Here is a 20,898-nt window from a genome sequence, read left to right as displayed (position 1 = left end):
ATTCCGATGGAATAGAGAAAGATCGTAAAGTCGCTTTTTGCCACTTTGCAGCCTAAGGTGGATGTTGCTTTTTTGTGCGCATAAAAAAAGACGCACAAGCGTCCTAGTTAGGCAGCTTGTTCCCTACGCAGGTATTAACCTGATCAGGTTCACGGATCCCGCTTTCGCGATCTCAGCCTAAATAAAACTTAGGCACTCCGACAAGTATTAATGTATAAATTTTGTTCGTTGATTTGAGGGTAACAACCATCAAATCGACTTTTAGTGTACGTTAGTTAAAAACGACTCGCAAGAGGCAAACTTAAACTCATATTTACTTAGTAATAAACAAATAAGTATGCTTACCTTGAACAACAAGTTGCTGCGGCTGAATTTTTATCAGCGCGCCCTGTTTTAGCGTTTGCAGTAACTGTTGTTCGAACGCATCAAGCTCTTCACCACACGATTTACGTGTCATGCCTAACTTACTAATACGAAGTTGACTATCTTGTAATTGGCCTTCACCAAAAAACTTATTGCAGCCAGCAAAGCCATTAACCTGCAATGCATCAATAAAGCTCACCGACGCACTAAAAGAAGGGGCTACCGCTAATCCATCGACACGAGATAACTGCCATTGAGTATGCTTTAGTTGCTCGTTAGTCACCATATTTGTTGATACGCAACCTACACACAGACCAATTATAAGCATCGGTATTGCTACTAATTTCATGTTATTACTACTTATTGTCTAATTAGTGTAATAATACCAATATTTATAGGGTTTTTCCGTTAAAAAAGCATATTTTTAATGTAAATATTTATATTAAAAAAGTTAAGTTTTTATTTTAAATACATTTTCTATTTGCGGTGGTAAAAATGGCCGACCTTGTGCGTTTAACGAAGTACCAATTACCAAGGCAGTAAGCATTACTGTTTCATCGGGTTTACGGATTAGCGTTTGCTTAAAAGCAAATTTTAAACGGCTGATCCGCACAGGCTCTACAATCACATAAAATGCATCACCGGGTTTTAAAGACTGCTTGTAATCCATTTCGCTGCGGATCACTACAAGATTCACTTTATCTTTGGCTAATTGAGCAAAATCAATTCCTTGGGCGTATAAAAATTCATGCCGAGCATGTTCAAGGTAATTAAAGTACACACTATTGTTTACTATGCCTTGTAAGTCGCACTCATAATCACGTACCTTAAAGTCTACTTTAAAGGTCATATTAGTAATCCCAATTATTTAACGTATAATTGCCGCGTTTATAGCACAAGTGTTGAAATAATTGCTACCATGCAAGTCCCTAAAATGGAGTTAAGTAACCTAATGAATTTACGTTTGTCTTTAATTACAGCCACGTTATTACCGCTATTCGCTGCCCCAATCTACGCCAATGCAGATGACACTGACCTAGAGAAAATCATTGTTACTGGTGACTTTCAAAAAGAAAATATTCAAACCTTAAGTGCCAGCGCAAGTCTATTCTCTGAAGATGAAGTAAACCTCAGAGGGGCTACTTATTTAGATGAAATGCTAGCAAGCGCTGCCAATGTAAATTTTGCTGCAGGCGCATCTCGCGGTCGTTATATTCAAATTCGCGGTGTTGGTTTACGCTCACAATTTGTTGATCCAATAAATCCATCTGTTGGCTTAGTGATTGACGGCATTAATTACTCAGGCTTAGGCGGCAGTTCATTATTGTTTGATATTGACCAAGTCGAAATTTACCGTGGCCCACAAGGCACACGTTTTGGCGCTGATGGCATGGCAGGTATGATCCAAATGCAATCAGCATCTACCACCATGGACCCTAGCTTAAAATTACATTTAGGGGCAGGCACTTTTAACAGCCATGAAGCAGGTATTGCCGCCAGCACAAGTTTAACCGATGATACCAATGCTCGTGTTAGCTACTTTCGCAGAAAATCTGACGGCTATGTAGACAATCTTTATTTAAACGATGAAACACAAAATCAAGATGAGCAGGTTGCACGCTTTAAATTAAATAGTCAGCTTACAGCCAATTTAAATTCAGAGCTGAACCTGCACTATATCGATATTAATAATGGCTATGACGCATTTACCCTCGATAATTCTCGCAATAGTATTGCTGATCAGCCAGGCGAAGATAATCAACAAAGCTATGCCGTTGGCCTTAAAAACACTTATACCGGTTTTAACGCGTTTGATGTGAGCTTAAACCTTTCAGCCATTGATACTGAGCTTTTTTATAGTTTTGATGAAGACTGGGTATGTAACGATGAAAGTAAGCCGCAATTATGCGCTGCTGGTCTGCACCCTGATAGCTATAGCTCAACCGATATTTACAGCCGCGATCGTGATGATCAAGCACTCGATCTACAATTTAATGGTAAAGCAGGCAATTGGGTTGCGGGTATTTACTACCAAAACCGCGATGTTGACCTAGAGCGCCAATATACCTGGTTAGCCAGCCCATTTGCTTCAATCTATGAAACCAATAATATGGCAGCTTATGGCCAATTAGCCACAGCAATTGGTCCAAAAACAACGCTAATTACTGGCTTACGTGTTGAGCAATATCAAGGCGATTACACTGATAGTAATGGTTTTGTACAAGAAACAGACGATATCATGGTTGGCGGTAAATTAGCCCTTGAGTATCAAGTAATCGATCGTACCATGATCTACACTAGCCTGACTCGCGGCTACAAAGCCGGTGGTATTAATTCAGAAGCGCTTGCTAAAGCAAAAGATGAAGGCTTAAACCTTGACGCCGACTTTTTTAAGCAGCACACCAGTTTTGATCCAGAATATTTATACAGCGCAGAATTTGGTGTTAAAGGCGCATCACTTGATGAAAAACTAACGCTACGATTAGCTGCATTTTATATGCATCGCGACGATATACAGCTCAAAGCATGGCAAGTGTCAGATCAACAGTTTACCGGCTATGTCGCCAATGCAAGTTCTGGCAGTAATTACGGTCTTGAAATTGAAGGTAGCTATCAGCTAACAGCAAACTTGTTTATTACCGGCAGTGCCGGTTATTTAGACACTAAAATAAATGACTTTGTAACTAAATCGGGCTTAAATCAAGACGGTCGTGAGCAAGCACAAGCACCTAAATACCAGTATGCGTTTACAGCGCGCTATAACTTAACCAATTCGCTGTATGCAATGGTGGGTGTTGAAGGTAAAGATGATTATTACTTTTCCGATAGCCATAATGCACAAGCACCAAATACAAACTTAGTGAATGTCAGTCTAGGTTACGAAGCCGATATGTGGGCTGTACGCGCATGGGCACGTAATGTGTTTGATGAAAACGTACCGACTCGCGGTTTTGAGTTTGGTAATAATCCGCTAGATGGTTACGCAACCCAAACTTATACACAATTAGGTGAGCCGCGTGTAGCTGGCGTTACGTTTACACTTAATTTGTGATACCGTGACTAGTTGTCAGTTGTCAGTTGTCAGTTGTCAGTTGTCAGTTGTCAGTTGTCAGTTGTCAGTTGTCAGTTGTCAGTTGTCAGTTGTCAGTTGTCAGTTGTCAGTTGTCAGTTGTCAGTTGTCAGTTGTCAGGTAGAGATTAGAAAACACCGCGTTTAATGCAAACGCGGCGTTTTTATTTGTAGGCGTTGAGCTTGCTAACGCGAGAAGCGCAGCTTTTAATTATTTTAAATTTAACACCTATAACATGAACCTCGCAACCCGCAACCCAAAGCGATAATTCACCTAAGCTCTTGCTACATCAAAGGCAATCACTTCTTTTATTTTTTGTTTATGAGTTGCTAGCATAACCAACCTATCAATCCCTAAAGCGACACCGGCACAGGATGGCAAACCATGCTCTAGTGCTGCAATTAAGCGCGTGTCCATAGGGACTTGTTTTAAGCCATTGGCGGCGCGATAAGCGTTGTCTTCATTAAAGCGTTTAGCTTGCTCTTTAGCATTAGTAAGCTCGTTAAAACCGTTCGCCAACTCCATATTTTTATAGTAAAGCTCAAAGCGCCCTGCTACTCGCTGATCGTGCTCACAAATTTGTGCCAGTGCCGCTTGTGATGCGGGAAAGTGATACACAAAACAGGGCTTATCTTGGCCAATCATGGGCTCTACTTTCATACAAAATAATAATTGCAGTAAGGTATCTTTGTGAGTCTCGTTTTTAGCGATATCAGCAAATCCATACTCACAGGCAAGTTGTTGTAGTTGTTCAACCGACGCTATGAGCGGATCGAGTCCGAGTATCTTTTTAAACGCGTCTTGATAAGTGATCCGTGTTGCAGGCTTTACGGCTAAAACAAGTTGCATTAGCTCATCTATTTCGTCCATTAACGCAAACTCATCAAACCCTGGGCGATACCATTCAAGCATAGTAAACTCAGGATTGTGATGACTGCCCGCTTCTTCATTTCGAAATGCCTTACAAAGCTGAAAAATAGCGCCTGAGCCGGCCGCTAACAAGCGTTTCATCGCAAACTCTGGTGATGTTTGCAAAAACAGGAGCAGCCCATCAGCGTGGCCTGGGCCCACAAATGTAGTATTAAAACTGGCTAAATGCACATCGGTGACACTGGCAGCACTTAAACTCGGTGTTTCAACTTCCATTACATTACGGGCATAAAAAAATTCACGAATGCTGCGCATAATCACTGCGCGTTGCTTGAGTATCTCTATGCTGGCACTCGGCGCCCACAGATCTGCTGACATATTTTCTCCAAAAAAAATCCCAGCTTAAGCCGGGATTTAATTAATAAGGCGGGTTACTGCTTACTTAACACGGCTTACGTATTCACCGTTACGGGTGTCTACTTTAATTACTTCGCCAATTTGTACGAATAATGGAACACGTACTACAGCCCCCGTGCTTAGCGTTGCTGGTTTACCACCCGTGCCCGCTGTATCACCTTTTAGGCCCGGATCAGTTTCAGTGATCTCAAGCTCAACAAAGTTTGGTGGTGTAACCGCTATTGGGCTGCCGTTCCATAACGTAATAGTACATACATCGTTTTCAACTAACCATTTACCTGCATCGCCCAGTGCTTTTTCATCAGCAGCGATTTGTTCAAATGTTTCGTTGTTCATGAAATGCCAAAATTCACCGTCTGTGTATAGATACGCTAAATCGGTATCCATTACATCAGCACCTTCTACCGATTCACCCGATTTAAAGGTTTTTTCAAGTACCTTGCCAGAGATAAGCTTACGGATACGAACACGATTAAACGCTTGGCCTTTACCCGGTTTTACCATTTCATTTTCTAAGATACTGCAAGGCTCGCCGTCCATCATAATTTTTAGGCCGCCCTTGAACTCGTTGGTGCTATAATTCGCCATCGTTTCCTCTATTTATATTTTTTCGAGTAATCTACGTGCCAATGATACAAAGAAATGAAGCAAATTTGCATAAAAACTGGCAAAAAGAATTAGCAAATGTTGTTACTTGCCCAAAAGTGTTGTTAGAAATGGTCGGTTTATCGAGCCAAGTCCATGAAAACGACATAAAAGCGCGTAGCTTGTTTGCTGTTCGGGTGCCATTGCCTTTTATAAAAAAAATTCGTCACGGCGATGCGAATGACCCTTTATTGCTACAAGTTATGCCTCGCCACCAAGAATTTTTAACTAAGTCGGGGTTTAATAAAGACCCGCTGCTTGAGCAAGATAACAACCAACCAGGCCTGTTACATAAATATAAATCGCGGGTTTTAGTGATGTTTAAAACCGGTTGTGCGGTAAATTGCCGCTACTGCTTTAGACGCCATTTTCCTTATCAAGAAAACCAGTTAAATAAACGCAGCCTTATTGATGCATTGAGCTATATAAAATCTGATAAAAATATTAATGAAGTGATTTTAAGTGGTGGCGATCCACTGATGGCCAAAGACGATGCCATTAGTTGGTTTTTAGATGAACTTGAGCAAATACCACAAATTAAACGCATGCGCATACACAGCCGCTTGCCAGTGGTTATTCCTGCACGTATTACTGAACAATTATGTGAAAGATTAGCAAAGTCGCCATTAAAAATTATATTCGTTAATCATATTAACCATGCAAACGAAATAGATAACGATTTTAAAAACGCCATGCACATGCTCAAAAAAGCCAATGTGTTGCTGTTAAATCAGGCGGTTATTTTAAAAGATGTCAATGACTCTGTTGATGCACAAATAAACTTAAGTGAAGCGTTATTTGATGCTGACGTACTCCCCTATTATCTACACTTACTGGATAAGGTAGAGGGTGCAAGTCACTTTGATATTGAACAGCAACAAGCAATAAAAATCCAAGCAGCGCTTTTAGAGGCACTGCCTGGGTTTTTGGTGCCTAAACTAGTACGAGAAATCGGGGGTCAAAAAAGTAAAACCCCTATCGATCTCAAATTAGTTTAAACATAAATGTTAACATTATTTCCAAGTGATGCAGTGACCGACTTAGCCGGTGTTTGCGCACTTGAGGATTGTGTAGCACCTTCAATAAGCGCAAGTGCAGCGGCACCATCAGCTTGCTGTTGCTTTTTAGATAAAGCAGCAGTTAATACTTCTGCGCCTTGGCCTGCACCAGGCATTGTAGGTAGATTTCCACCTGATATATTCATAACTCACACCTGACTTTTAAATGTAATACACGTATCATAGTCGCTGAATTGGTAAATTACTTTACCAGCCCACTTAAGTATATATCGGCAACATTGCACTAAGCTTTAGGAAAACCATGGATTCTATAATTGAACAACTCAACGCTAACTTAAAAATTGTTTATCGTCAGGCACTTGACGCTGACAAAAAACTCGATGAGTTACAACAACAAGGTCACGGAAAATTTAAAGCCTTATTTGCCGAGGACGCTGGATTTAGTTTTGAAGCGAAACGTTTTAAGCCTTACGTTTTAGACGTTGCCGCTGATGTGGAAAGCTTATCGAGCGACGGTTTTGATGAAGAAAAACTAAAACAAGCGGTGATTAAACTACAAAGTTTACTCACGCTGTTAGCGACCTTTAAATAAGCATTAATGATTTATTTGCAAAGCGTCTAACAAAGTAGATGCTTTGCATTTATCAGCTAAAACCTACTTAATAGTTGGTAAAATTTGCTCACCAAACCACTCAGTCAATAAGCGTTTTTCGTAGTAAAATGCCTCATCTCGACCCATTTTAATTTTATCCATAAAGCCCATATCTTTTAAGCTTACGTTATCTTCTTGTGCGACAACGCCATTTTCATCACTGAGCACATAGTTAAATTCAATCCGCGGGAAGTGAATCGGTTTAACCACTCGAATTTCGTTAACACCGCCATAGCGCACATCACCGGCTAAATCTAAATCGGTCACTTCAATTTTTAAACTGTAATTTTTAGGAAGCTGCTCACTAAGTTTTGCAAAGTGTTCATCAATGCTTTTGGCTATGTGCTTGTGGTAAGAACCTTTGGTTTGGTTTGATGGGCGAACATCGCGATAATCATTAAAGTCATGCCATTTAACTTGAGCCTCACCCGCGCAAACAACACTCGGTAGCGCAATAAAGAGTAACATTGCTATTTTTTTAACTGAGTTCATACGTTTCTCCAACGAGTATGCTGATCATTGTGATCAAATGAATATTTTACAAATTGCTACACCTCACTTTAGCAATTACATATGAACTATAACTTAATCTTGATGCCAAGGTGTTATTTAAATTGCACAAAATGCAATCAAAAGTACCAATCAAAAGGTCACTATTAAAAACAAATAAAATAATACATGTAAAAATTCATTATTTATGGTGAAATTAACGTCATTGAACAAAGGCTTCCAAGGAACATTCATGGCAATTTTAGTAACCGGTGGTGCAGGCTACATTGGCTCACACACCGTTTTAGAACTTTTACAGCAAGGCAGCGACGTTATCGTGATTGATAACTTAAGTAACGCCTCTGAAGAATCACTTGAAAGAGTGAAAAAAATCACTGACAAAGCAATTACTTTTTATCAAGGTGATATTTTAGATAAACCCTTTTTAGACTCAGTATTTGCAAAGCATACTATTGACAGTGTGATTCATTTTGCTGGCCTAAAAGCCGTGGGAGAATCGGTTGTAAAACCCATTGAGTATTATCAAAATAACGTACAAGGTACCCTAACACTAGTTGATGCTATGCGTGATGCGGGGGTATTCAAACTAGTATTTAGCTCATCAGCCACGGTTTACGGTGACCCTGCAAGCTTACCCATACGCGAAGACTTTCCCGTTGGCGGTACAACCAATCCGTACGGTACATCTAAACTGATGGTTGAAATGATGCTGCAAGATATCGCGAAATCAGATGAGCGCTTTGCGTTTGCTATTTTGCGCTACTTTAATCCTGTGGGCGCACATGAGTCAGGCTTAATTGGTGAAGATCCTAATGGCATTCCTAATAATTTATTACCCTTTATTTCACAAGTTGCGGTTGGCAAATTAAAGCAACTTGCTGTATTTGGTGACGATTATGATACGGTTGATGGTACTGGCGTACGTGATTATATTCACGTTGTAGATTTAGCCCTTGGGCATTTAAAAGCACTTGATAAAATAGCCGCAGAAACCGGCGCACTTGTTTATAACCTAGGCACTGGGAATGGCTATTCAGTATTACAAATGGTCAATGCGTTTATTAAAGCCAGTAAGCAGGCTATACCTTACACTGTATCACCTCGTCGCCCTGGTGATATTGCAGCCTGTTATGCTGCGCCAGAAAAAGCACTTAGAGAGCTGGGCTGGCAGGCAGAGCGAGGCATTGATGTGATGATGCAAGATACTTGGCGCTGGCAATCAAATAATCCAAATGGATACAGAAAATAGAGGTTTTAGGTTTTAGGTTGATATGAGCCTAAACCTTATACCTAGCACCTCTTTTTTACCTCTACCAATTTTGCATTTCTACAATCCGTGACTGGGTTCGCGCATATTCAAAACTTAACTTTTTACCTTGGTATAACTCGTTTATGTCAGCCGGTGCATTAATTACCAGTAATTTGTGGCAATCGTAAAACTCATCGACTAAGGCCTGACGAATCCCCACAAAATAAAAATTAATGGTAGACTCTCATGATTATTTGTGATCAAATTTTTTCACTATAAAAAAACTCACTCATAATCATGAAAGCCACCGAAATATTACACAAAGATATTGCCATTGCCTACCCTGAAATTCATAAAACACGTTTAAATACAGTCTTTACGTTTGTTAACTCAGGCTTGCGTGACCAGCGCGTTACTGTCACTTACCTAGGCCGCGGATTAAAATCATTTTCTAATACCGATAAAAAACATGATATTAAACGCGCAGACCGTTTGATTGGTAATGCTAACCTGCATCAAGAACGTCTTTGTTTCTATGAGCATATGACCGAATGCTTAGTAGGCCAGCAACAACACCCACTTATTATCGTTGACTGGTCACCTATTAATGGCGGCGAAATATTTCAAGTGCTCAGGGCAAGCATACCAATGGGGGGAAGAGCGTTAACGCTCTATGAAAAAGTGTATCCTGAAAGCGAATTAAATACCGAAGCGGCTCATCAACACTTACTCGATAGCTTGGCACAGTGTTTACCTGCAGATTGTCAGCCTATTATTTTATCTGATGCTATTTTTAGAACGCCATGGTTTAAAGCCATAGAAGATAAAGGCTGGTATTGGCTTGGGCGCGTCAGAGGCAATGTGACCTTATCTAGCGACCTTGAGACATGGCGAAATTGTAAATCATGGTTTGAGCAAGCAACAGGTAAACCACACCTTCTGACACAGATTTACTACGGAAAAACAGTTCGTTTCGCGTGCCAAGGTGTTTTGTTTAGAGGGAAAAACAAGGGACGTAAAAAAATCAAAAAACGGGGTGGGCAATCTCAATGTACAACGGTTAAATACCAACAACAAAAGGCCAAAGAGCCTTGGCTACTTGTGTTTAATTTACCTACACAATTTACAGATAAGCCTCAACGGATTGTGACTTTATATAAACAACGTATGCAAATAGAAGAAAGTTTCAGAGACACTAAGAATGCAAAACTTGGCATTAGTTTAGCCTTTGCAAATTCAAGAAGCGCAGAAAGGTTTGATAATTTATTGCTCATAGCGGCGTTAATGTTGTTTGTCTTATGGTGCATAGGGTACACCGTGTCGGCACAACAAGGGGATGCGGCATTACAAGCGAATACAGAGAAAAAACGACGAGTATTGTCCTATATTTATCTTGGCAAAGAAGTGGTTGATGATCCTAGGTATGAGCCTGATGGGCAGTTCATTATTTATGTGTATAGCCAGTTGTCACTTCTGACTATACAAATTGATAATTTAGGCTAAATTCGTGGGGATCTCTCAGGACTAAGGCTATAAAACGCCGTGCTTCATCATCGAGCGTATGCTCATCTAACAGCTGCTTTTCTCGCTGATAGCTGTCTTCTATACCATGCACAATCACTTTACCGGTTGCGTCTTTGCCCATTATTGGCACATTGGCGATATACACCACTGCAAATTGCTGAGCTAAAAACATGTAATCATTGGCGCTGCGAGGGCCTGAACACAATGCCATAAAATCAATCAGCAGTGCATCGTTAGCTTTTAATAAATAGGGAACTGCGCGGCCATGCACAGTCATTGTATTATCACGTGTTGTTTGAGGATACTTGGTTAAAAACCCAGCTTCAAACTCAGCGTGGGGCAAATTAACAAAATAATGACGGCTACTTATCCCGTACCTAAAGCGGTGGTCTTCCTCCCCCGCTACGTTAATGACATGACAATGTGCATTTATTAAATCGATAGTTGGTAAAAATCGCGCGCGTTGCAGGCCGTTATAATAAAGTTGTTCCGGTTTTGCGTTAGAGGTTGCAACTAGTACCACACCTTGTTCAAACAAAGCGTTAAATAACCGAGCCATGATCATGGCATCACCAATATCACTGACAAAAAATTCATCAAAGCACAGTACCTTTATCTCTTTGGCCCACTGTTTAGCAATTATTTGCAGTGGATTTTTGTCCCCTTGTAAGTTGGCCAATTGAGCATGAATTTTTTCAATAAAATGATGGAAATGTAGGCGCTGCTTTTTCTCTGTAGGTAAGTTTTTATAAAATAAATCCATCAACATAGATTTACCCCGGCCAACGGGACCGTATAAATATACCCCTTTGATTAACGGTGCTTTTTGCCACCAGCTTGTGGGCTGGTTTAATTGCTCACTTAAAGACTGTAACGCACTCACGGCTTGGTGCTGCGCCACATCAAAATCAAGCTCTCTTGATAAGACTTTGCTATGGTACAGGCTTAAAATTTCTGTGCTGGGCTCTGTCATGGTATTTCACTATCCGCTATACTCGCCGCCATTGTAGCCGACTAAAAATGTGAACAACATGAAATTCCCTTGCCGTTTAGATAAGTTTATTAGCCATTTAGCAGAGTTACCACGCTCAAAAGCCCGCGCAGCAATAAAAAGCCAAGCGGCTAGCGTAAATGGTGAGCTGATAACGGCATTCGACTTTCAAGTTAGTCAACAAGATGACGTGCTGTTTTATAATGAGCCATTAGTGTTTTTAGGTAAACGCTACTTTATGCTCAATAAGCCGGTAGGTTATGTATGCGCTAATTCAGATGAGTTACATAAAACCGTATTTGATTTACTTGATGAACCAAACATGGGCGATTTCCATGTTGCTGGGCGTTTAGACATAGACACGACAGGCCTAGTGCTTATTACCAATGATGGCGAGTGGTCACACAAAATCACCTCACCTAAAAAAAATAAATTTAAAACCTATTTGGTCGAAACCCAAGAACCGATCACCGATGATGCACTGCAGCAATTACGCGACGGTGTGCAGCTTCACAATGAAAAAGAGTTAACTCGCCCTGCTATTGCTGAACGCTTGGGGAATTATGGTTTACGCTTGTCTATTTCTGAGGGTAAGTACCACCAAGTAAAACGTATGCTAGCAGCGGTAGATAACAAAGTGGTTGAATTACATCGTGAACAAATTGCGGGTATAAAGTTAGGTGAAGATTTGGCTGCAGGTGAATACCGCCCATTAACTGCCGCAGAGATAAAACTGTAAGGTTGTTTAGGTGTTTAGGAAATGGCTTCGGGCCACTCACCTGCCGCTCTAGGCTCGCAGCTCGTTGCCTTTTATAATTTTCTTTTTTAATCCTGAGAGATCCCCACGAATTTAGCCTAAATTATCAATTTGTATAGTCAGAAGTGACAACTGGCTATACACATAAATAATGAACTGCCCATCAGGCTCATACCTAGGATCATCAACCACTTCTTTGCCAAGATAAATATAGGACAATACTCGTCGTTTTTTCTCTGTATTCGCTTGTAATGCCGCATCCCCTTGTTGTGCCGACACGGTGTACCCTATGCACCATAAGACAAACAACATTAACGCCGCTATGAGCAATAAATTATCAAACCTTTCTGCGCTTCTTGAATTTGCAAAGGCTAAACTAATGCCAAGTTTTGCATTCTTAGTGTCTCTGAAACTTTCTTCTATTTGCATACGTTGTTTATATAAAGTCACAATCCGTTGAGGCTTATCTGTAAATTGTGTAGGTAAATTAAACACAAGTAGCCAAGGCTCTTTGGCCTTTTGTTGTTGGTATTTAACCGTTGTACATTGAGATTGCCCACCCCGTTTTTTGATTTTTTTACGTCCCTTGTTTTTCCCTCTAAACAAAACACCTTGGCACGCGAAACGAACTGTTTTTCCGTAGTAAATCTGTGTCAGAAGGTGTGGTTTACCTGTTGCTTGCTCAAACCATGATTTACAATTTCGCCATGTCTCAAGGTCGCTAGATAAGGTCACATTGCCTCTGACGCGCCCAAGCCAATACCAGCCTTTATCTTCTATGGCTTTAAACCATGGCGTTCTAAAAATAGCATCAGATAAAATAATAGGCTGACAATCTGCAGGTAAACACTGTGCCAAGCTATCGAGTAAGTGTTGATGAGCCGCTTCGGTATTTAATTCGCTTTCAGGATACACTTTTTCATAGAGCGTTAACGCTCTTCCCCCCATTGGTATGCTTGCCCTGAGCACTTGAAATATTTCGCCGCCATTAATAGGTGACCAGTCAACGATAATAAGTGGGTGTTGTTGCTGGCCTACTAAGCATTCGGTCATATGCTCATAGAAACAAAGACGTTCTTGATGCAGGTTAGCATTACCAATCAAACGGTCTGCGCGTTTAATATCATGTTTTTTATCGGTATTAGAAAATGATTTTAATCCGCGGCCTAGGTAAGTGACAGTAACGCGCTGGTCACGCAAGCCTGAGTTAACAAACGTAAAGACTGTATTTAAACGTGTTTTATGAATTTCAGGGTAGGCAATGGCAATATCTTTGTGTAATATTTCGGTGGCTTTCATGATTATGAGTGAGTTTTTTTATAGTGAAAAAATTTGATCACAAATAATCATGAGAGTCTACCATTAATTTTTATTTTGTGGGGATTCGTCAGTTTTTAATCCCTTCCTTGTCTGAAACCTGACGCCTAACACCTGCCCTTACGATTTTATCTGTACTAAATCAAAGTCTGTCATTCCGGGCACAATGGCTTGCAGGCGGGATTCTGTGATATCGAGAGAGTTTAAGCATTCACAGTATTCAGAAGCTTTCAGTTCTAATTGATGGGCTTTTTTCTGCAACGATTTATCGATTTCTTTAGTGATGATATCCATGCGTTGTCCCATGTCGTTCATGCGATCTTCTATGTTTCCCTCTCGAGATTTAAACGCATCACCAAGCGACATTAAAATAGCGCCTAACGAACCATGAACTGCAGAGTGTATTTTTTGGCTAATTTCTTTAGTAAAAAAGTCATCAATTTTAGAAAGAGATTGAGGTGCTATAAAAAAGAAGTCGTCGCCGCGCTTAAATTTATCCATAAGTGCGCGTTCAACATATTGTAATTGGGTTTTTAACACTTCGGGCTCTTTGTCTGACATGCCCTCAACAACATGCTCTATTGCACTGAGTCCCAGGTTTACCCCGTCAGTCGCTAAATCAACCAGCTCAGGAACCGTTTGACGAATTCCATTGCTAAATTGTTCTAATACTTTACTTTCATCGTTGCTTAAATCGACCCAATAACCACGAATAAATAATTGATTATTATTGTTTATTTGTACCCTAGTTTGACCTTTATCAACAATCCGAATAACGTCATCGGTAATAATTAAACCGTGGCGAAGTTCAACATCACATTGTTTTTGTGCGAGTGCATTATTACTTAAAAGTGCCAGTGATAACGCCAATATCGAACGAGATAAAAACGCCATAAACACCTCAAAAAGACTAAAATAGGGGGCAGCTAGATTAACAAAAAACCAACTTTATGCAAGCAAAAGTAACACCCTAAAAACAAGGCACCATGAAACGTAACGTTTACACAGCACCTTTATAGTCTCGCTTTTAAGCTCAAATAGGTGAGCCCGGTGGGATAGGTAATGCTTTAAAGTTATCAGGCCATTGGCCTGTTGTTAAAAACTGATTAATTTGCGCCGCTAAATAGTCTTTAAATGCGCTGTCGCCCACGTCAGGATGACTCAGTAAAGAGTGTTGATTAAACTCATCCGCTAGTTTGCTTAGATAAAAATGCAGTTGCGCTTGTACTTCAGGGCTAAGTGCATCATTAGCGACAAGATCAGCCATGGCTTTTGCCGTTAAATATTGTACTCGCTGTGTTACTTTGCCGGTCATAGTGGCAGGCGCTGAGACATTAAATACTTGCTCATTTAACTGTTTTAGCAGCGCATCTAAGCTATAAAAGCGGTTATCACGCGCTTGCTGCTGCGCTAAACGATTTAATCGTTGAGCATTAAGCAATAACGATAAACTATGCTGCACCGCTACTTCCGGCAATGCAAGTGCATCCATGGTTAAGCCGGTACGACCCACTATACTTTCTCGTGATTTAGACTCGCCATACGCTTTAGGTACAATCAACGAAAGTATCGACTCAGGCAGGGTTAAGTTGCTTGCTTTTAGGGTTGCTAAAATGGCATTTACCGCTTGCTGTTGAGTCTCTTTGGCAACAACTTGTGCGCCTTTAATCTGTGCGTCACCGCGTATTTCATAGTCATAATCAACGCCCGCGATAAGCTTCGCGACCGCTTCAACTTGATAACGGTGAAACAAATAAAGCGGCACCAGCTTTTCTTCTAGCTGTGACAGCGCAACCCCGGTTTTTATATTATTAATACCAAACTGCCCTAAGGCTTGCTTACGGACATCAAGCACTCTTAGTAGCTCTTCACTTGGGTTGCTGCCGTTATCCCAAAGATGAGCCGTAGGGTGCGCACCGCCTTTTGCTCGAGCATCACGGTCAGAAATAAACGCCAAACCTTGCGCTTTATTCTGCTGTAAAATAGCGGCGAGCCCTGCACCTTCATCTTGGCCGGTAAAGTCACTGTAGCCATATTTGATAACTTGAGTATCCCATGCTCCCATGCCTTTAGCGTAACCTTGGGAGACGTCTAACTGGCCATTATCCGTAAAACTTAACAACGGATGTGGGTAGTCCATCACCGAGGCACGATTATTTACTGACGCAGCAAAGTTGTGCGCAATCCCCAGTGTATGACCAATTTCGTGAGCACTGAGTTGACGAATACGATCAAGTGCCATTGCATGTAAGGTGCTTGCCACTTCATTGCCTGTTAAATATGGCGCGGCTAATGACTCAGCAATTAAAATATCTTGACGTACTCGCAGCGAACCCAGTGTGACATGGCCTTTTATAATTTCGCCAGTACGCGGGTCTATAATTGAACTGCCATAAGACCAGCCTCGAGTTGCCCGATGCACCCACTGAATAACGTTGTAGCGCACATCCATGGGATCAGCATTTTTTGGCAGTACTTTAACTTCAAAAGCATTTTTATAACCTGCTGCATTAAAGGCGTCATTCCACCATTTTCCGCCTGCTAATAAAGCCGTTTTTACCGGCTCAGGTACACCAGGGTCTAAGTAATAAATAATAGGCTTTACTGGCTCACTAACTGCTAGGCTTGGATCTTTTTTTATTAAACGATGGCGCGGAATGTAACGCACATACATAGACTCATCGAGCCCAGCTGCATAATTTTTATGCTCCACACTCCAATAACCTGATTGTGGGCTAAATTGTCGTGGCGTGTAATTATCATCAGGTAATTGAATGAGTGAATGGTGCATATGCACGGTTAGCGCGTATGGGTCAGCACTCACTTGGTGTACATATTCACCTGGTTTTGCCCCTTTAAAGGTGAGAATGGCTTCAAGTTCAGTATTTTTTAAAAATGCTTTAGAACGATTCATATACACCGCACTGCGTGATTCATCGAGGCTAAACTGCCCTTGTTTGCGTGCAGCTAAAGTGCGGCTTACCCCGTGAACATCACTTAGTAAATAAGGGGTGTAATCAATTAATGCGGCATTATCATCTTGCGCTACAACCTTAAAACCCGCCAAAACACTTGAAGCAAAAGCTTCTTTAACGCTTTGTTGCTCATCTAAATTACTGGTGTTAGCCCGATAGTAAGTATTCACAGCACGCAACATCACTTTATTGCCAAAGCGCTCAAACTGAACCAAATAGGTGCTGCCCAACTGCCCCCTATCTAAACCAATATCGTTAGAGCCAACACCATAAGGTAAGCTATGTTGTAATAAAAATTGTTGTTCAAGTTTATCGACTTTTAAATACACATTGCCGTTTTGTGTGTCGTAAAAAAAAGAAAAATAACCCGGAAAATGGTTCATTTTTTCAGTAAATTCGTCAATAGACTTAATTGCTGCGTGCGCTTGAGTTATCATACACAGCAGCACAGTAAAGAGTATGTAACTTAGTCGTGATATTTTTTGCATAATCTTATCTTTGTTATTAGCGTTTTAAATGCGATGTAGGTACCCCATTATAGGGGGTTATATATACAATACCGTTATTTAAGACGAATTTCAGCGCTCTAAACTAATCTCTCTCACATTATGATTAGTTTTAACACGTTACCAGGAAAAAAGAATGCGTAGACTCCCTCCAGTATTACTAGAAGATGGCTGTTCAAGAGAACTTTTGTCGTTAATTCGTACTATTTTAGCGGCATGTAAAGAAATTTCATTTCGTGTCGGTCAAGGCGAATTATCGGGCGTGTTGGGCTCAACCCTCGATGAAAATATTCAAGGCGAAACACAAAAGAAGCTCGATGTTCTGTCTAATCAGTTGTTAAAAGATATATTACTGGAGTCGGGGACCGTTAAAGCGATAGCTTCCGAAGAAGAAGATTATACCGTTGCCGGTAACCCAAACGCCGAGTTTATTGTAGCCTTTGATCCACTTGATGGATCGTCAAACACTGATATTAACTCACTGGTAGGCACCATTTTTTCTATCATGAAAGCCCCTGTGGGCTCAGATGCTGCCGATGAAAAGATTTTTATGCAACCAGGTCGCCAACAAGTAGCAGCGGGTTACGTGTTGTATGGCCCATCAACGATGCTTGCGCTAACCACAGGTAAAGGCACCCGCATGTTTACTTTAGATAAAACCCAAGGTAGTTTTTTACTTACTCAAGATTATGCAAAAATTCCAGCACAAACCAATGAGTTTGCAATTAACGCCTCTAACCAGCGCCACTGGCAACCGGCTATGCAAAATTACATTAACGACTTACTGGCTGGTGATGCAGGCCCGCGCGCTCAAAACTTTAATATGCGCTGGATTGCCGCAATGGTTGGCGATGTGCACCGTGTACTTAGCCGTGGTGGTTTATTTACTTACCCTACCGATACTAAAGATCCTAATATGCCTAATAAACTGCGTTTACTTTACGAGGCAAACCCAATGGCAATGTTAGTAGAGCAAGCGGGTGGAATTGCTTCAACAGGCACTGAACGCATTATGGATATTCAACCTAATGCGATTCATCAGCGTGTTGCGGTTATTTTAGGCTCTAAAGACGAAGTAGAAACGTGCTTGAGCTATCATAAATAGGTATCAGGTATCAGGTATCAGTTGTCAGTTGTCAGTTGTCAGTTGTCAGTTGTCAGTTGTCAGTTGTCAGTTGTCAGTTGTCAGTTGTCAGGTTAGTAAAATAAAAAATCGCGCTTGTCACAAGCGCGATTTTTTATGTGTAATTAAACAAAGTGAGAAGCTGTGCTAACTTTTGATGAGTCAGCTCGCCCATTTGTTCGCTATTACTCAGCGCATAAATAATACCTTCATGTTCAGTGCTATCTATATCGGTTCTTGATTCAATGACATTAGCCCAAAGCGCTAATTCATCAAGATCGATTTCATCGTTTACACAGCGCTTAAGTACGTCAATTAATATTGGGGTTGTTAACTGATAAAGAGGCTCGGCGCTGTGTGCAACACTTGACACTAGCACTGAAATTGCTGCGTCTCTATGCTCACCAAAAGTAATAAATTCAGCTAATGCTGTTTGTGTGTTCATAATATTTGTTATTCTATATTTATTCTGATTCAAAAAAGTACTTATGACTTCACTAAACTGTGCTCACTGCAATAACTCACTGACATGTAATGTAAATAATATATCAGCATGCTGGTGTAGCGAGCTACCCACTATTTTACCACTCGATGATACAGCAACCCGCTGTTTATGCCGCCCATGCACTGTTGCTAAAATAAATCGCTATTTAGAAACTATATATACTCAGCCAATTAAAACCCAAATAGCTTTCGCCAAACAATTTAGAAGCAATGATAATTTAATTGAAGGGTTAGATTACACCATGCAAAATAGTTACATGGTGTTTAGTAAGTGGTATTTTTTAAAACGGGGTACTTGCTGCAAAAATGGTTGTAAAAATTGTCCCTACCGTTAATTTACTCACCTACTGCAATGGGCAGTGAACTGTCGGCTCCCCACTCACTCCACGAGCCATCGTACACACTTAAATTACTATAGCCGCATTCATCGGCGAACAGCGCAAGCGCACAGGCAGTAACGCCCGAGCCACAGCTAAATTGTAACTGTTTTGCATTACCGACTAATTCACTAAACTTTGCCTGTATGTATGCGAGTGGTTTTGCATCACCATTTTCTAATAAACTAGTTAAAGGTAGCGAATGGCTATTAACAATATGGCCGCTGCGCATTCCGGCTCTTGGCTCATTACTTTTGCCGGTAAAGCGCTCATAAGCACGTGCATCTAAAATAACAGTGTCAGTATCTTCTATCGCACTGAGCACTTCATGCTTACTAATAAAGTAGCCAGGCTGGTACTGAGCAATAAAGTTACCTCTCGCCGATGACTGTGTATAACCAGATTGAACAGGGTAACTTTGTTCCAACCACTTAGCTAAACCACCACTAAGTACCTTGACGTTATCAAACCCCATGGCTTTAAACATCCACCATGCTCTGGCGGTACTAAATAAGGGTTGATCTTCATACACCACGACTAAAGAATCCGTGTTTACACCCGCTTTTTGCATCACCTGAGTAAATTGCTCGGCACTGCACAGAGTATTGGGTAATGGGTTTGCAGTATCTGCGAGTTCTTTTTTGATATCAAACCGTTGTGCTTTAGGCAGTATAGCCTTGGGTGAATATTCCCCCGCAGCTGAGGGACGCAACATCCCCGCATCAAACACCACTAAATTTTGATTGTTAATTTGTGCATAAAGTTGCTCACAACTAATCATATTTTTCATATACTTAGGGCCTAAATTTTAATAATTTCACCACGCAACGGCGCCATTTTTGCTAAGATTTTATTTTGCACCGTATGTGGAATATTTTGCTCATTCATTGCATTTATTAATAAGTCGACAACGTGATTGAAGTCTTTTTCATTTATATTCATGCCAGTATGAATAGCAACCATAGAGTCACCTTTATATTCACAAGGCCCATCGGCTAGGGAGCATAAATGGCTAATAAACCCTTGTCGAAAGTGACTGATATTACTGTGCTCAAAGTAATGAAATACCTGTTTGTCATTACCTATTTGTGTAATAAAACTATCAGTTAGCTTCTCAATCCCAGCTTGTTCGCCAAGCAGCTGATACAAAGAAGTGTTGGGCTGTGTTGTACACCCTGTAAGTAAGCTTAAACAACAAAAAATAAATACTCTCAGTTTCATTACCAATACCCCGTAACCGATAAATACCAGCCTGTTTGATTATCAACACCGGCGATGCGTCCCAAATCTAAATATGCAGCTGTTACACTTACATGCTTATTAGGCATCCACGCGATAAATAAATCACGCCAATCTTGCTCTCCCAACCCTAAGTTATTGGCTTTTTGCCGATACTCAATGCCAATAGCTAATTCACGATTTAAAAACACCGCAGTACTCGCTTCTAGTAATATATGGCTACCTTCATTAGTACCGCCATATCCGAGCAACCCCAATTGATTGGCTTTACTATAACGGGTGGTCACATTCCAAAACCAGTTGTACCCAGCAAGTGCCCCTAAATGGAGTTTACTGGCTGCTAAGTACACGTCAGTACCGCTGGTTTTTTTAGCACCCACTAGCTTTGCAACTGTGCCATCGTCCAGTGATTTATGCTGCACACCCATACTTAGTTGTGGCCATTGGCTGTAAACTATATCACCGTATAACCGAATTTTGGCACCCGTAATTGACTGCTCTATTTCTGTATTGAGCGCAGGCACATCAAACTGCTGCACCGCGTAACTAAGCTCCACACGATTGAATAGATTAAGCTGCATACCACAAACATCTAGACGATAGTCAGTCACATCAGCACGACTACAAAAGCCATTAACAGCCCATTCATCCTCACTGGCATAGCCCGCTAATTGTGCCCAAGGTACTAAACCTCCACCAGCACTGCCTTCAATTTGTGAAACGCCAGGTGTTGCTAGTAGCTTGCCCGTTGCAGCTACAGTTAACGTACTGCAAAGTAAGAGTGTCATGC

Annotated in this window: 21 protein-coding genes, 2 pseudogenes and 1 riboswitch; of the genes and pseudogenes, 8 read left to right on the top strand and 15 right to left on the bottom strand. The window is 40.9% G+C overall.

All coding sequences use genetic code 11. The features are described from left to right. Positions 1–103 precede the first annotated feature (103 nt). Positions 104–210: riboswitch (TPP riboswitch) on the bottom strand. Positions 211–313: 103 nt separating this feature from the next. Continuing rightward, positions 314–712 (bottom strand): META domain-containing protein, encoded by a 399-nt coding sequence (locus AC6H44_RS01165; protein ID WP_500736974.1) that lies wholly within the window; start codon positions 710–712, stop codon positions 314–316. Between the two features lie 102 nt (positions 713–814). Further along, positions 815–1,213 (bottom strand): acyl-CoA thioesterase, encoded by a 399-nt coding sequence (locus AC6H44_RS01160; protein ID WP_500736973.1) that lies wholly within the window; start codon positions 1,211–1,213, stop codon positions 815–817. Between the two features lie 102 nt (positions 1,214–1,315). Between AC6H44_RS01160 and AC6H44_RS01155 the strand changes: the two genes are divergently transcribed. Beyond that, entirely contained in the window at positions 1,316–3,415 is a 2,100-nt protein-coding gene (locus tag AC6H44_RS01155) for a TonB-dependent receptor (RefSeq protein ID WP_500738349.1), read from the top strand. A 291-nt stretch (positions 3,416–3,706) separates the two neighbouring features. On the opposite strand, the gene epmA is transcribed toward AC6H44_RS01155, so the two are convergent. Together epmA and efp are read right to left on the bottom strand one after the other, a co-directional pair. After that, positions 3,707–4,681, bottom strand: coding sequence for an elongation factor P--(R)-beta-lysine ligase (gene epmA, locus AC6H44_RS01150; protein ID WP_500736972.1), 975 nt, complete (start codon positions 4,679–4,681; stop codon positions 3,707–3,709). Between the two features lie 60 nt (positions 4,682–4,741). Further along, positions 4,742–5,308 (bottom strand): elongation factor P, encoded by a 567-nt coding sequence (efp, locus tag AC6H44_RS01145; protein ID WP_010390517.1) that lies wholly within the window; start codon positions 5,306–5,308, stop codon positions 4,742–4,744. A gap of 41 nt (positions 5,309–5,349) precedes the next feature. Here efp and epmB point away from each other — a divergent pair, with 41 nt between their 5' ends. Continuing rightward, the gene (gene epmB, locus AC6H44_RS01140) at positions 5,350–6,363 is read left to right on the top strand and encodes an EF-P beta-lysylation protein EpmB (RefSeq protein WP_500736971.1); all 1,014 of its coding nucleotides are present in this window, start codon (positions 5,350–5,352) and stop codon (positions 6,361–6,363) included. Here the strand turns inward: epmB and AC6H44_RS01135 are convergent. After that, on the bottom strand, positions 6,360–6,569 hold the full coding sequence (locus AC6H44_RS01135) for a hypothetical protein (protein WP_500736970.1): 210 nt from the start codon (positions 6,567–6,569) through the stop codon (positions 6,360–6,362). The two genes, epmB and AC6H44_RS01135, sit on opposite strands and share 4 nt — an antisense overlap. Before the next feature lie 116 nt (positions 6,570–6,685). Between AC6H44_RS01135 and AC6H44_RS01130 the strand changes: the two genes are divergently transcribed. Then, positions 6,686–6,976: a prephenate dehydrogenase gene (locus AC6H44_RS01130; RefSeq protein WP_500736969.1), complete on the top strand. Its 291-nt coding sequence runs from the start codon at positions 6,686–6,688 to the stop codon at positions 6,974–6,976. A 63-nt stretch (positions 6,977–7,039) separates the two neighbouring features. Here the strand turns inward: AC6H44_RS01130 and AC6H44_RS01125 are convergent, their stop codons facing one another. Then, entirely contained in the window at positions 7,040–7,528 is a 489-nt protein-coding gene (locus AC6H44_RS01125) for a DUF3016 domain-containing protein (protein WP_500736968.1), read from the bottom strand. Positions 7,529–7,778: 250 nt separating this feature from the next. Between AC6H44_RS01125 and galE the strand changes: the two genes are divergently transcribed. Beyond that, positions 7,779–8,795 carry a UDP-glucose 4-epimerase GalE gene (gene galE / locus AC6H44_RS01120; RefSeq protein WP_500736966.1) on the top strand — a complete coding sequence of 339 codons (1,017 nt, stop codon included), beginning with the start codon at positions 7,779–7,781 and terminating at the stop codon, positions 8,793–8,795. 61 nt (positions 8,796–8,856) lie between these two features. On the opposite strand, the pseudogene zapE (AC6H44_RS01115) reads toward galE, so the two are convergent. Beyond that, positions 8,857–9,000: pseudogene (gene zapE / locus AC6H44_RS01115) on the bottom strand (AFG1/ZapE family ATPase); the annotation flags it as partial. 92 nt (positions 9,001–9,092) lie between these two features. Here zapE (AC6H44_RS01115) and AC6H44_RS01110 point away from each other — a divergent pair. Beyond that, on the top strand, positions 9,093–10,298 hold the full coding sequence (locus AC6H44_RS01110; RefSeq protein ID WP_500736204.1) for an IS4 family transposase: 1,206 nt from the start codon (positions 9,093–9,095) through the stop codon (positions 10,296–10,298). 19 nt (positions 10,299–10,317) lie between these two features. On the opposite strand, the pseudogene zapE (AC6H44_RS01105) reads toward AC6H44_RS01110, so the two are convergent. After that, positions 10,318–11,292: pseudogene (zapE, locus tag AC6H44_RS01105) on the bottom strand (cell division protein ZapE); the annotation flags it as partial. A gap of 58 nt (positions 11,293–11,350) precedes the next feature. On the opposite strand from zapE (AC6H44_RS01105), the gene rsuA reads away from it, so the two are divergent. Beyond that, positions 11,351–12,049, top strand: coding sequence for a 16S rRNA pseudouridine(516) synthase RsuA (rsuA, locus tag AC6H44_RS01100; RefSeq protein WP_500736965.1), 699 nt, complete (start codon positions 11,351–11,353; stop codon positions 12,047–12,049). Positions 12,050–12,160: 111 nt separating this feature from the next. On the opposite strand, the gene AC6H44_RS01095 is transcribed toward rsuA, so the two are convergent. The 3 genes from AC6H44_RS01095 to AC6H44_RS01085 all read right to left on the bottom strand — a co-directional run bounded on the left by AC6H44_RS01095 (position 12,161) and on the right by AC6H44_RS01085 (position 16,847). After that, on the bottom strand, positions 12,161–13,366 hold the full coding sequence (locus AC6H44_RS01095) for an IS4 family transposase (RefSeq protein ID WP_500736204.1): 1,206 nt from the start codon (positions 13,364–13,366) through the stop codon (positions 12,161–12,163). Positions 13,367–13,504: 138 nt separating this feature from the next. Beyond that, complete coding sequence (locus tag AC6H44_RS01090; RefSeq protein WP_500736964.1) at positions 13,505–14,278, bottom strand: YggN family protein; 774 nt, start codon at positions 14,276–14,278, stop codon at positions 13,505–13,507. A 139-nt stretch (positions 14,279–14,417) separates the two neighbouring features. Beyond that, complete coding sequence (locus AC6H44_RS01085) at positions 14,418–16,847, bottom strand: zinc-dependent metalloprotease (RefSeq protein WP_500736963.1); 2,430 nt, start codon at positions 16,845–16,847, stop codon at positions 14,418–14,420. A gap of 154 nt (positions 16,848–17,001) precedes the next feature. On the opposite strand from AC6H44_RS01085, the gene AC6H44_RS01080 reads away from it, so the two are divergent. After that, complete coding sequence (locus AC6H44_RS01080) at positions 17,002–17,970, top strand: class 1 fructose-bisphosphatase (protein ID WP_500736962.1); 969 nt, start codon at positions 17,002–17,004, stop codon at positions 17,968–17,970. A 133-nt stretch (positions 17,971–18,103) separates the two neighbouring features. On the opposite strand, the gene AC6H44_RS01075 is transcribed toward AC6H44_RS01080, so the two are convergent. Beyond that, positions 18,104–18,433, bottom strand: coding sequence for a hypothetical protein (locus AC6H44_RS01075; protein WP_500736961.1), 330 nt, complete (start codon positions 18,431–18,433; stop codon positions 18,104–18,106). 43 nt (positions 18,434–18,476) lie between these two features. On the opposite strand from AC6H44_RS01075, the gene AC6H44_RS01070 reads away from it, so the two are divergent. After that, positions 18,477–18,827, top strand: a complete 351-nt coding sequence (locus AC6H44_RS01070) for a DUF5522 domain-containing protein (protein ID WP_500736960.1) — start codon at positions 18,477–18,479, stop codon at positions 18,825–18,827. A gap of 1 nt (position 18,828) precedes the next feature. Here the strand turns inward: AC6H44_RS01070 and AC6H44_RS01065 are convergent, their stop codons facing one another. The 3 genes from AC6H44_RS01065 to AC6H44_RS01055 are packed head-to-tail and all read right to left on the bottom strand — an operon-like array spanning position 18,829 to position 20,896. After that, a complete protein-coding gene (locus tag AC6H44_RS01065; protein ID WP_500736959.1) occupies positions 18,829–19,659 on the bottom strand; it encodes a sulfurtransferase in 831 nt (276 codons plus the stop codon). Between the two features lie 11 nt (positions 19,660–19,670). Next, complete coding sequence (locus AC6H44_RS01060) at positions 19,671–20,090, bottom strand: group I truncated hemoglobin (protein ID WP_500736958.1); 420 nt, start codon at positions 20,088–20,090, stop codon at positions 19,671–19,673. Beyond that, on the bottom strand, positions 20,090–20,896 hold the full coding sequence (locus AC6H44_RS01055; protein ID WP_500738348.1) for a DUF3034 family protein: 807 nt from the start codon (positions 20,894–20,896) through the stop codon (positions 20,090–20,092). The genes AC6H44_RS01060 and AC6H44_RS01055 overlap by 1 nt, the downstream gene beginning before the upstream one ends. Between the last annotated feature and the right edge of the window lie 2 nt (positions 20,897–20,898).

The organism is Pseudoalteromonas sp. TAP-3C (genome assembly GCF_059888565.1).
Note: the sequence above shows the minus strand (reverse complement) of the source record. Positions and strands in the feature narration are given on the sequence as shown.

What these genes read in the sequence shown, in the direction of transcription:
- AC6H44_RS01095 (WP_500736204.1), bottom strand. Translation starts at nt 13,366, where the DNA reads ATGAAAGCCACCGAAATATTACACAAAGATATTGCCATTGCCTACCCT.
- AC6H44_RS01070 (WP_500736960.1), top strand. Translation starts at nt 18,477, where the DNA reads ATGACTTCACTAAACTGTGCTCACTGCAATAACTCACTGACATGTAAT.
- epmB (WP_500736971.1), top strand. Translation starts at nt 5,350, where the DNA reads ATGATACAAAGAAATGAAGCAAATTTGCATAAAAACTGGCAAAAAGAA.
- AC6H44_RS01125 (WP_500736968.1), bottom strand. Translation starts at nt 7,528, where the DNA reads ATGAACTCAGTTAAAAAAATAGCAATGTTACTCTTTATTGCGCTACCG.
- AC6H44_RS01135 (WP_500736970.1), bottom strand. Translation starts at nt 6,569, where the DNA reads ATGAATATATCAGGTGGAAATCTACCTACAATGCCTGGTGCAGGCCAA.
- AC6H44_RS01165 (WP_500736974.1), bottom strand. Translation starts at nt 712, where the DNA reads ATGAAATTAGTAGCAATACCGATGCTTATAATTGGTCTGTGTGTAGGT.
- rsuA (WP_500736965.1), top strand. Translation starts at nt 11,351, where the DNA reads ATGAAATTCCCTTGCCGTTTAGATAAGTTTATTAGCCATTTAGCAGAG.
- AC6H44_RS01160 (WP_500736973.1), bottom strand. Translation starts at nt 1,213, where the DNA reads ATGACCTTTAAAGTAGACTTTAAGGTACGTGATTATGAGTGCGACTTA.
- AC6H44_RS01110 (WP_500736204.1), top strand. Translation starts at nt 9,093, where the DNA reads ATGAAAGCCACCGAAATATTACACAAAGATATTGCCATTGCCTACCCT.
- AC6H44_RS01090 (WP_500736964.1), bottom strand. Translation starts at nt 14,278, where the DNA reads ATGGCGTTTTTATCTCGTTCGATATTGGCGTTATCACTGGCACTTTTA.
- AC6H44_RS01155 (WP_500738349.1), top strand. Translation starts at nt 1,316, where the DNA reads ATGAATTTACGTTTGTCTTTAATTACAGCCACGTTATTACCGCTATTC.
- AC6H44_RS01060 (WP_500736958.1), bottom strand. Translation starts at nt 20,090, where the DNA reads ATGAAACTGAGAGTATTTATTTTTTGTTGTTTAAGCTTACTTACAGGG.
- AC6H44_RS01085 (WP_500736963.1), bottom strand. Translation starts at nt 16,847, where the DNA reads ATGCAAAAAATATCACGACTAAGTTACATACTCTTTACTGTGCTGCTG.
- AC6H44_RS01075 (WP_500736961.1), bottom strand. Translation starts at nt 18,433, where the DNA reads ATGAACACACAAACAGCATTAGCTGAATTTATTACTTTTGGTGAGCAT.
- epmA (WP_500736972.1), bottom strand. Translation starts at nt 4,681, where the DNA reads ATGTCAGCAGATCTGTGGGCGCCGAGTGCCAGCATAGAGATACTCAAG.
- AC6H44_RS01065 (WP_500736959.1), bottom strand. Translation starts at nt 19,659, where the DNA reads ATGAAAAATATGATTAGTTGTGAGCAACTTTATGCACAAATTAACAAT.
- AC6H44_RS01080 (WP_500736962.1), top strand. Translation starts at nt 17,002, where the DNA reads ATGCGTAGACTCCCTCCAGTATTACTAGAAGATGGCTGTTCAAGAGAA.
- AC6H44_RS01130 (WP_500736969.1), top strand. Translation starts at nt 6,686, where the DNA reads ATGGATTCTATAATTGAACAACTCAACGCTAACTTAAAAATTGTTTAT.
- galE (WP_500736966.1), top strand. Translation starts at nt 7,779, where the DNA reads ATGGCAATTTTAGTAACCGGTGGTGCAGGCTACATTGGCTCACACACC.
- efp (WP_010390517.1), bottom strand. Translation starts at nt 5,308, where the DNA reads ATGGCGAATTATAGCACCAACGAGTTCAAGGGCGGCCTAAAAATTATG.
- AC6H44_RS01055 (WP_500738348.1), bottom strand. Translation starts at nt 20,896, where the DNA reads ATGACACTCTTACTTTGCAGTACGTTAACTGTAGCTGCAACGGGCAAG.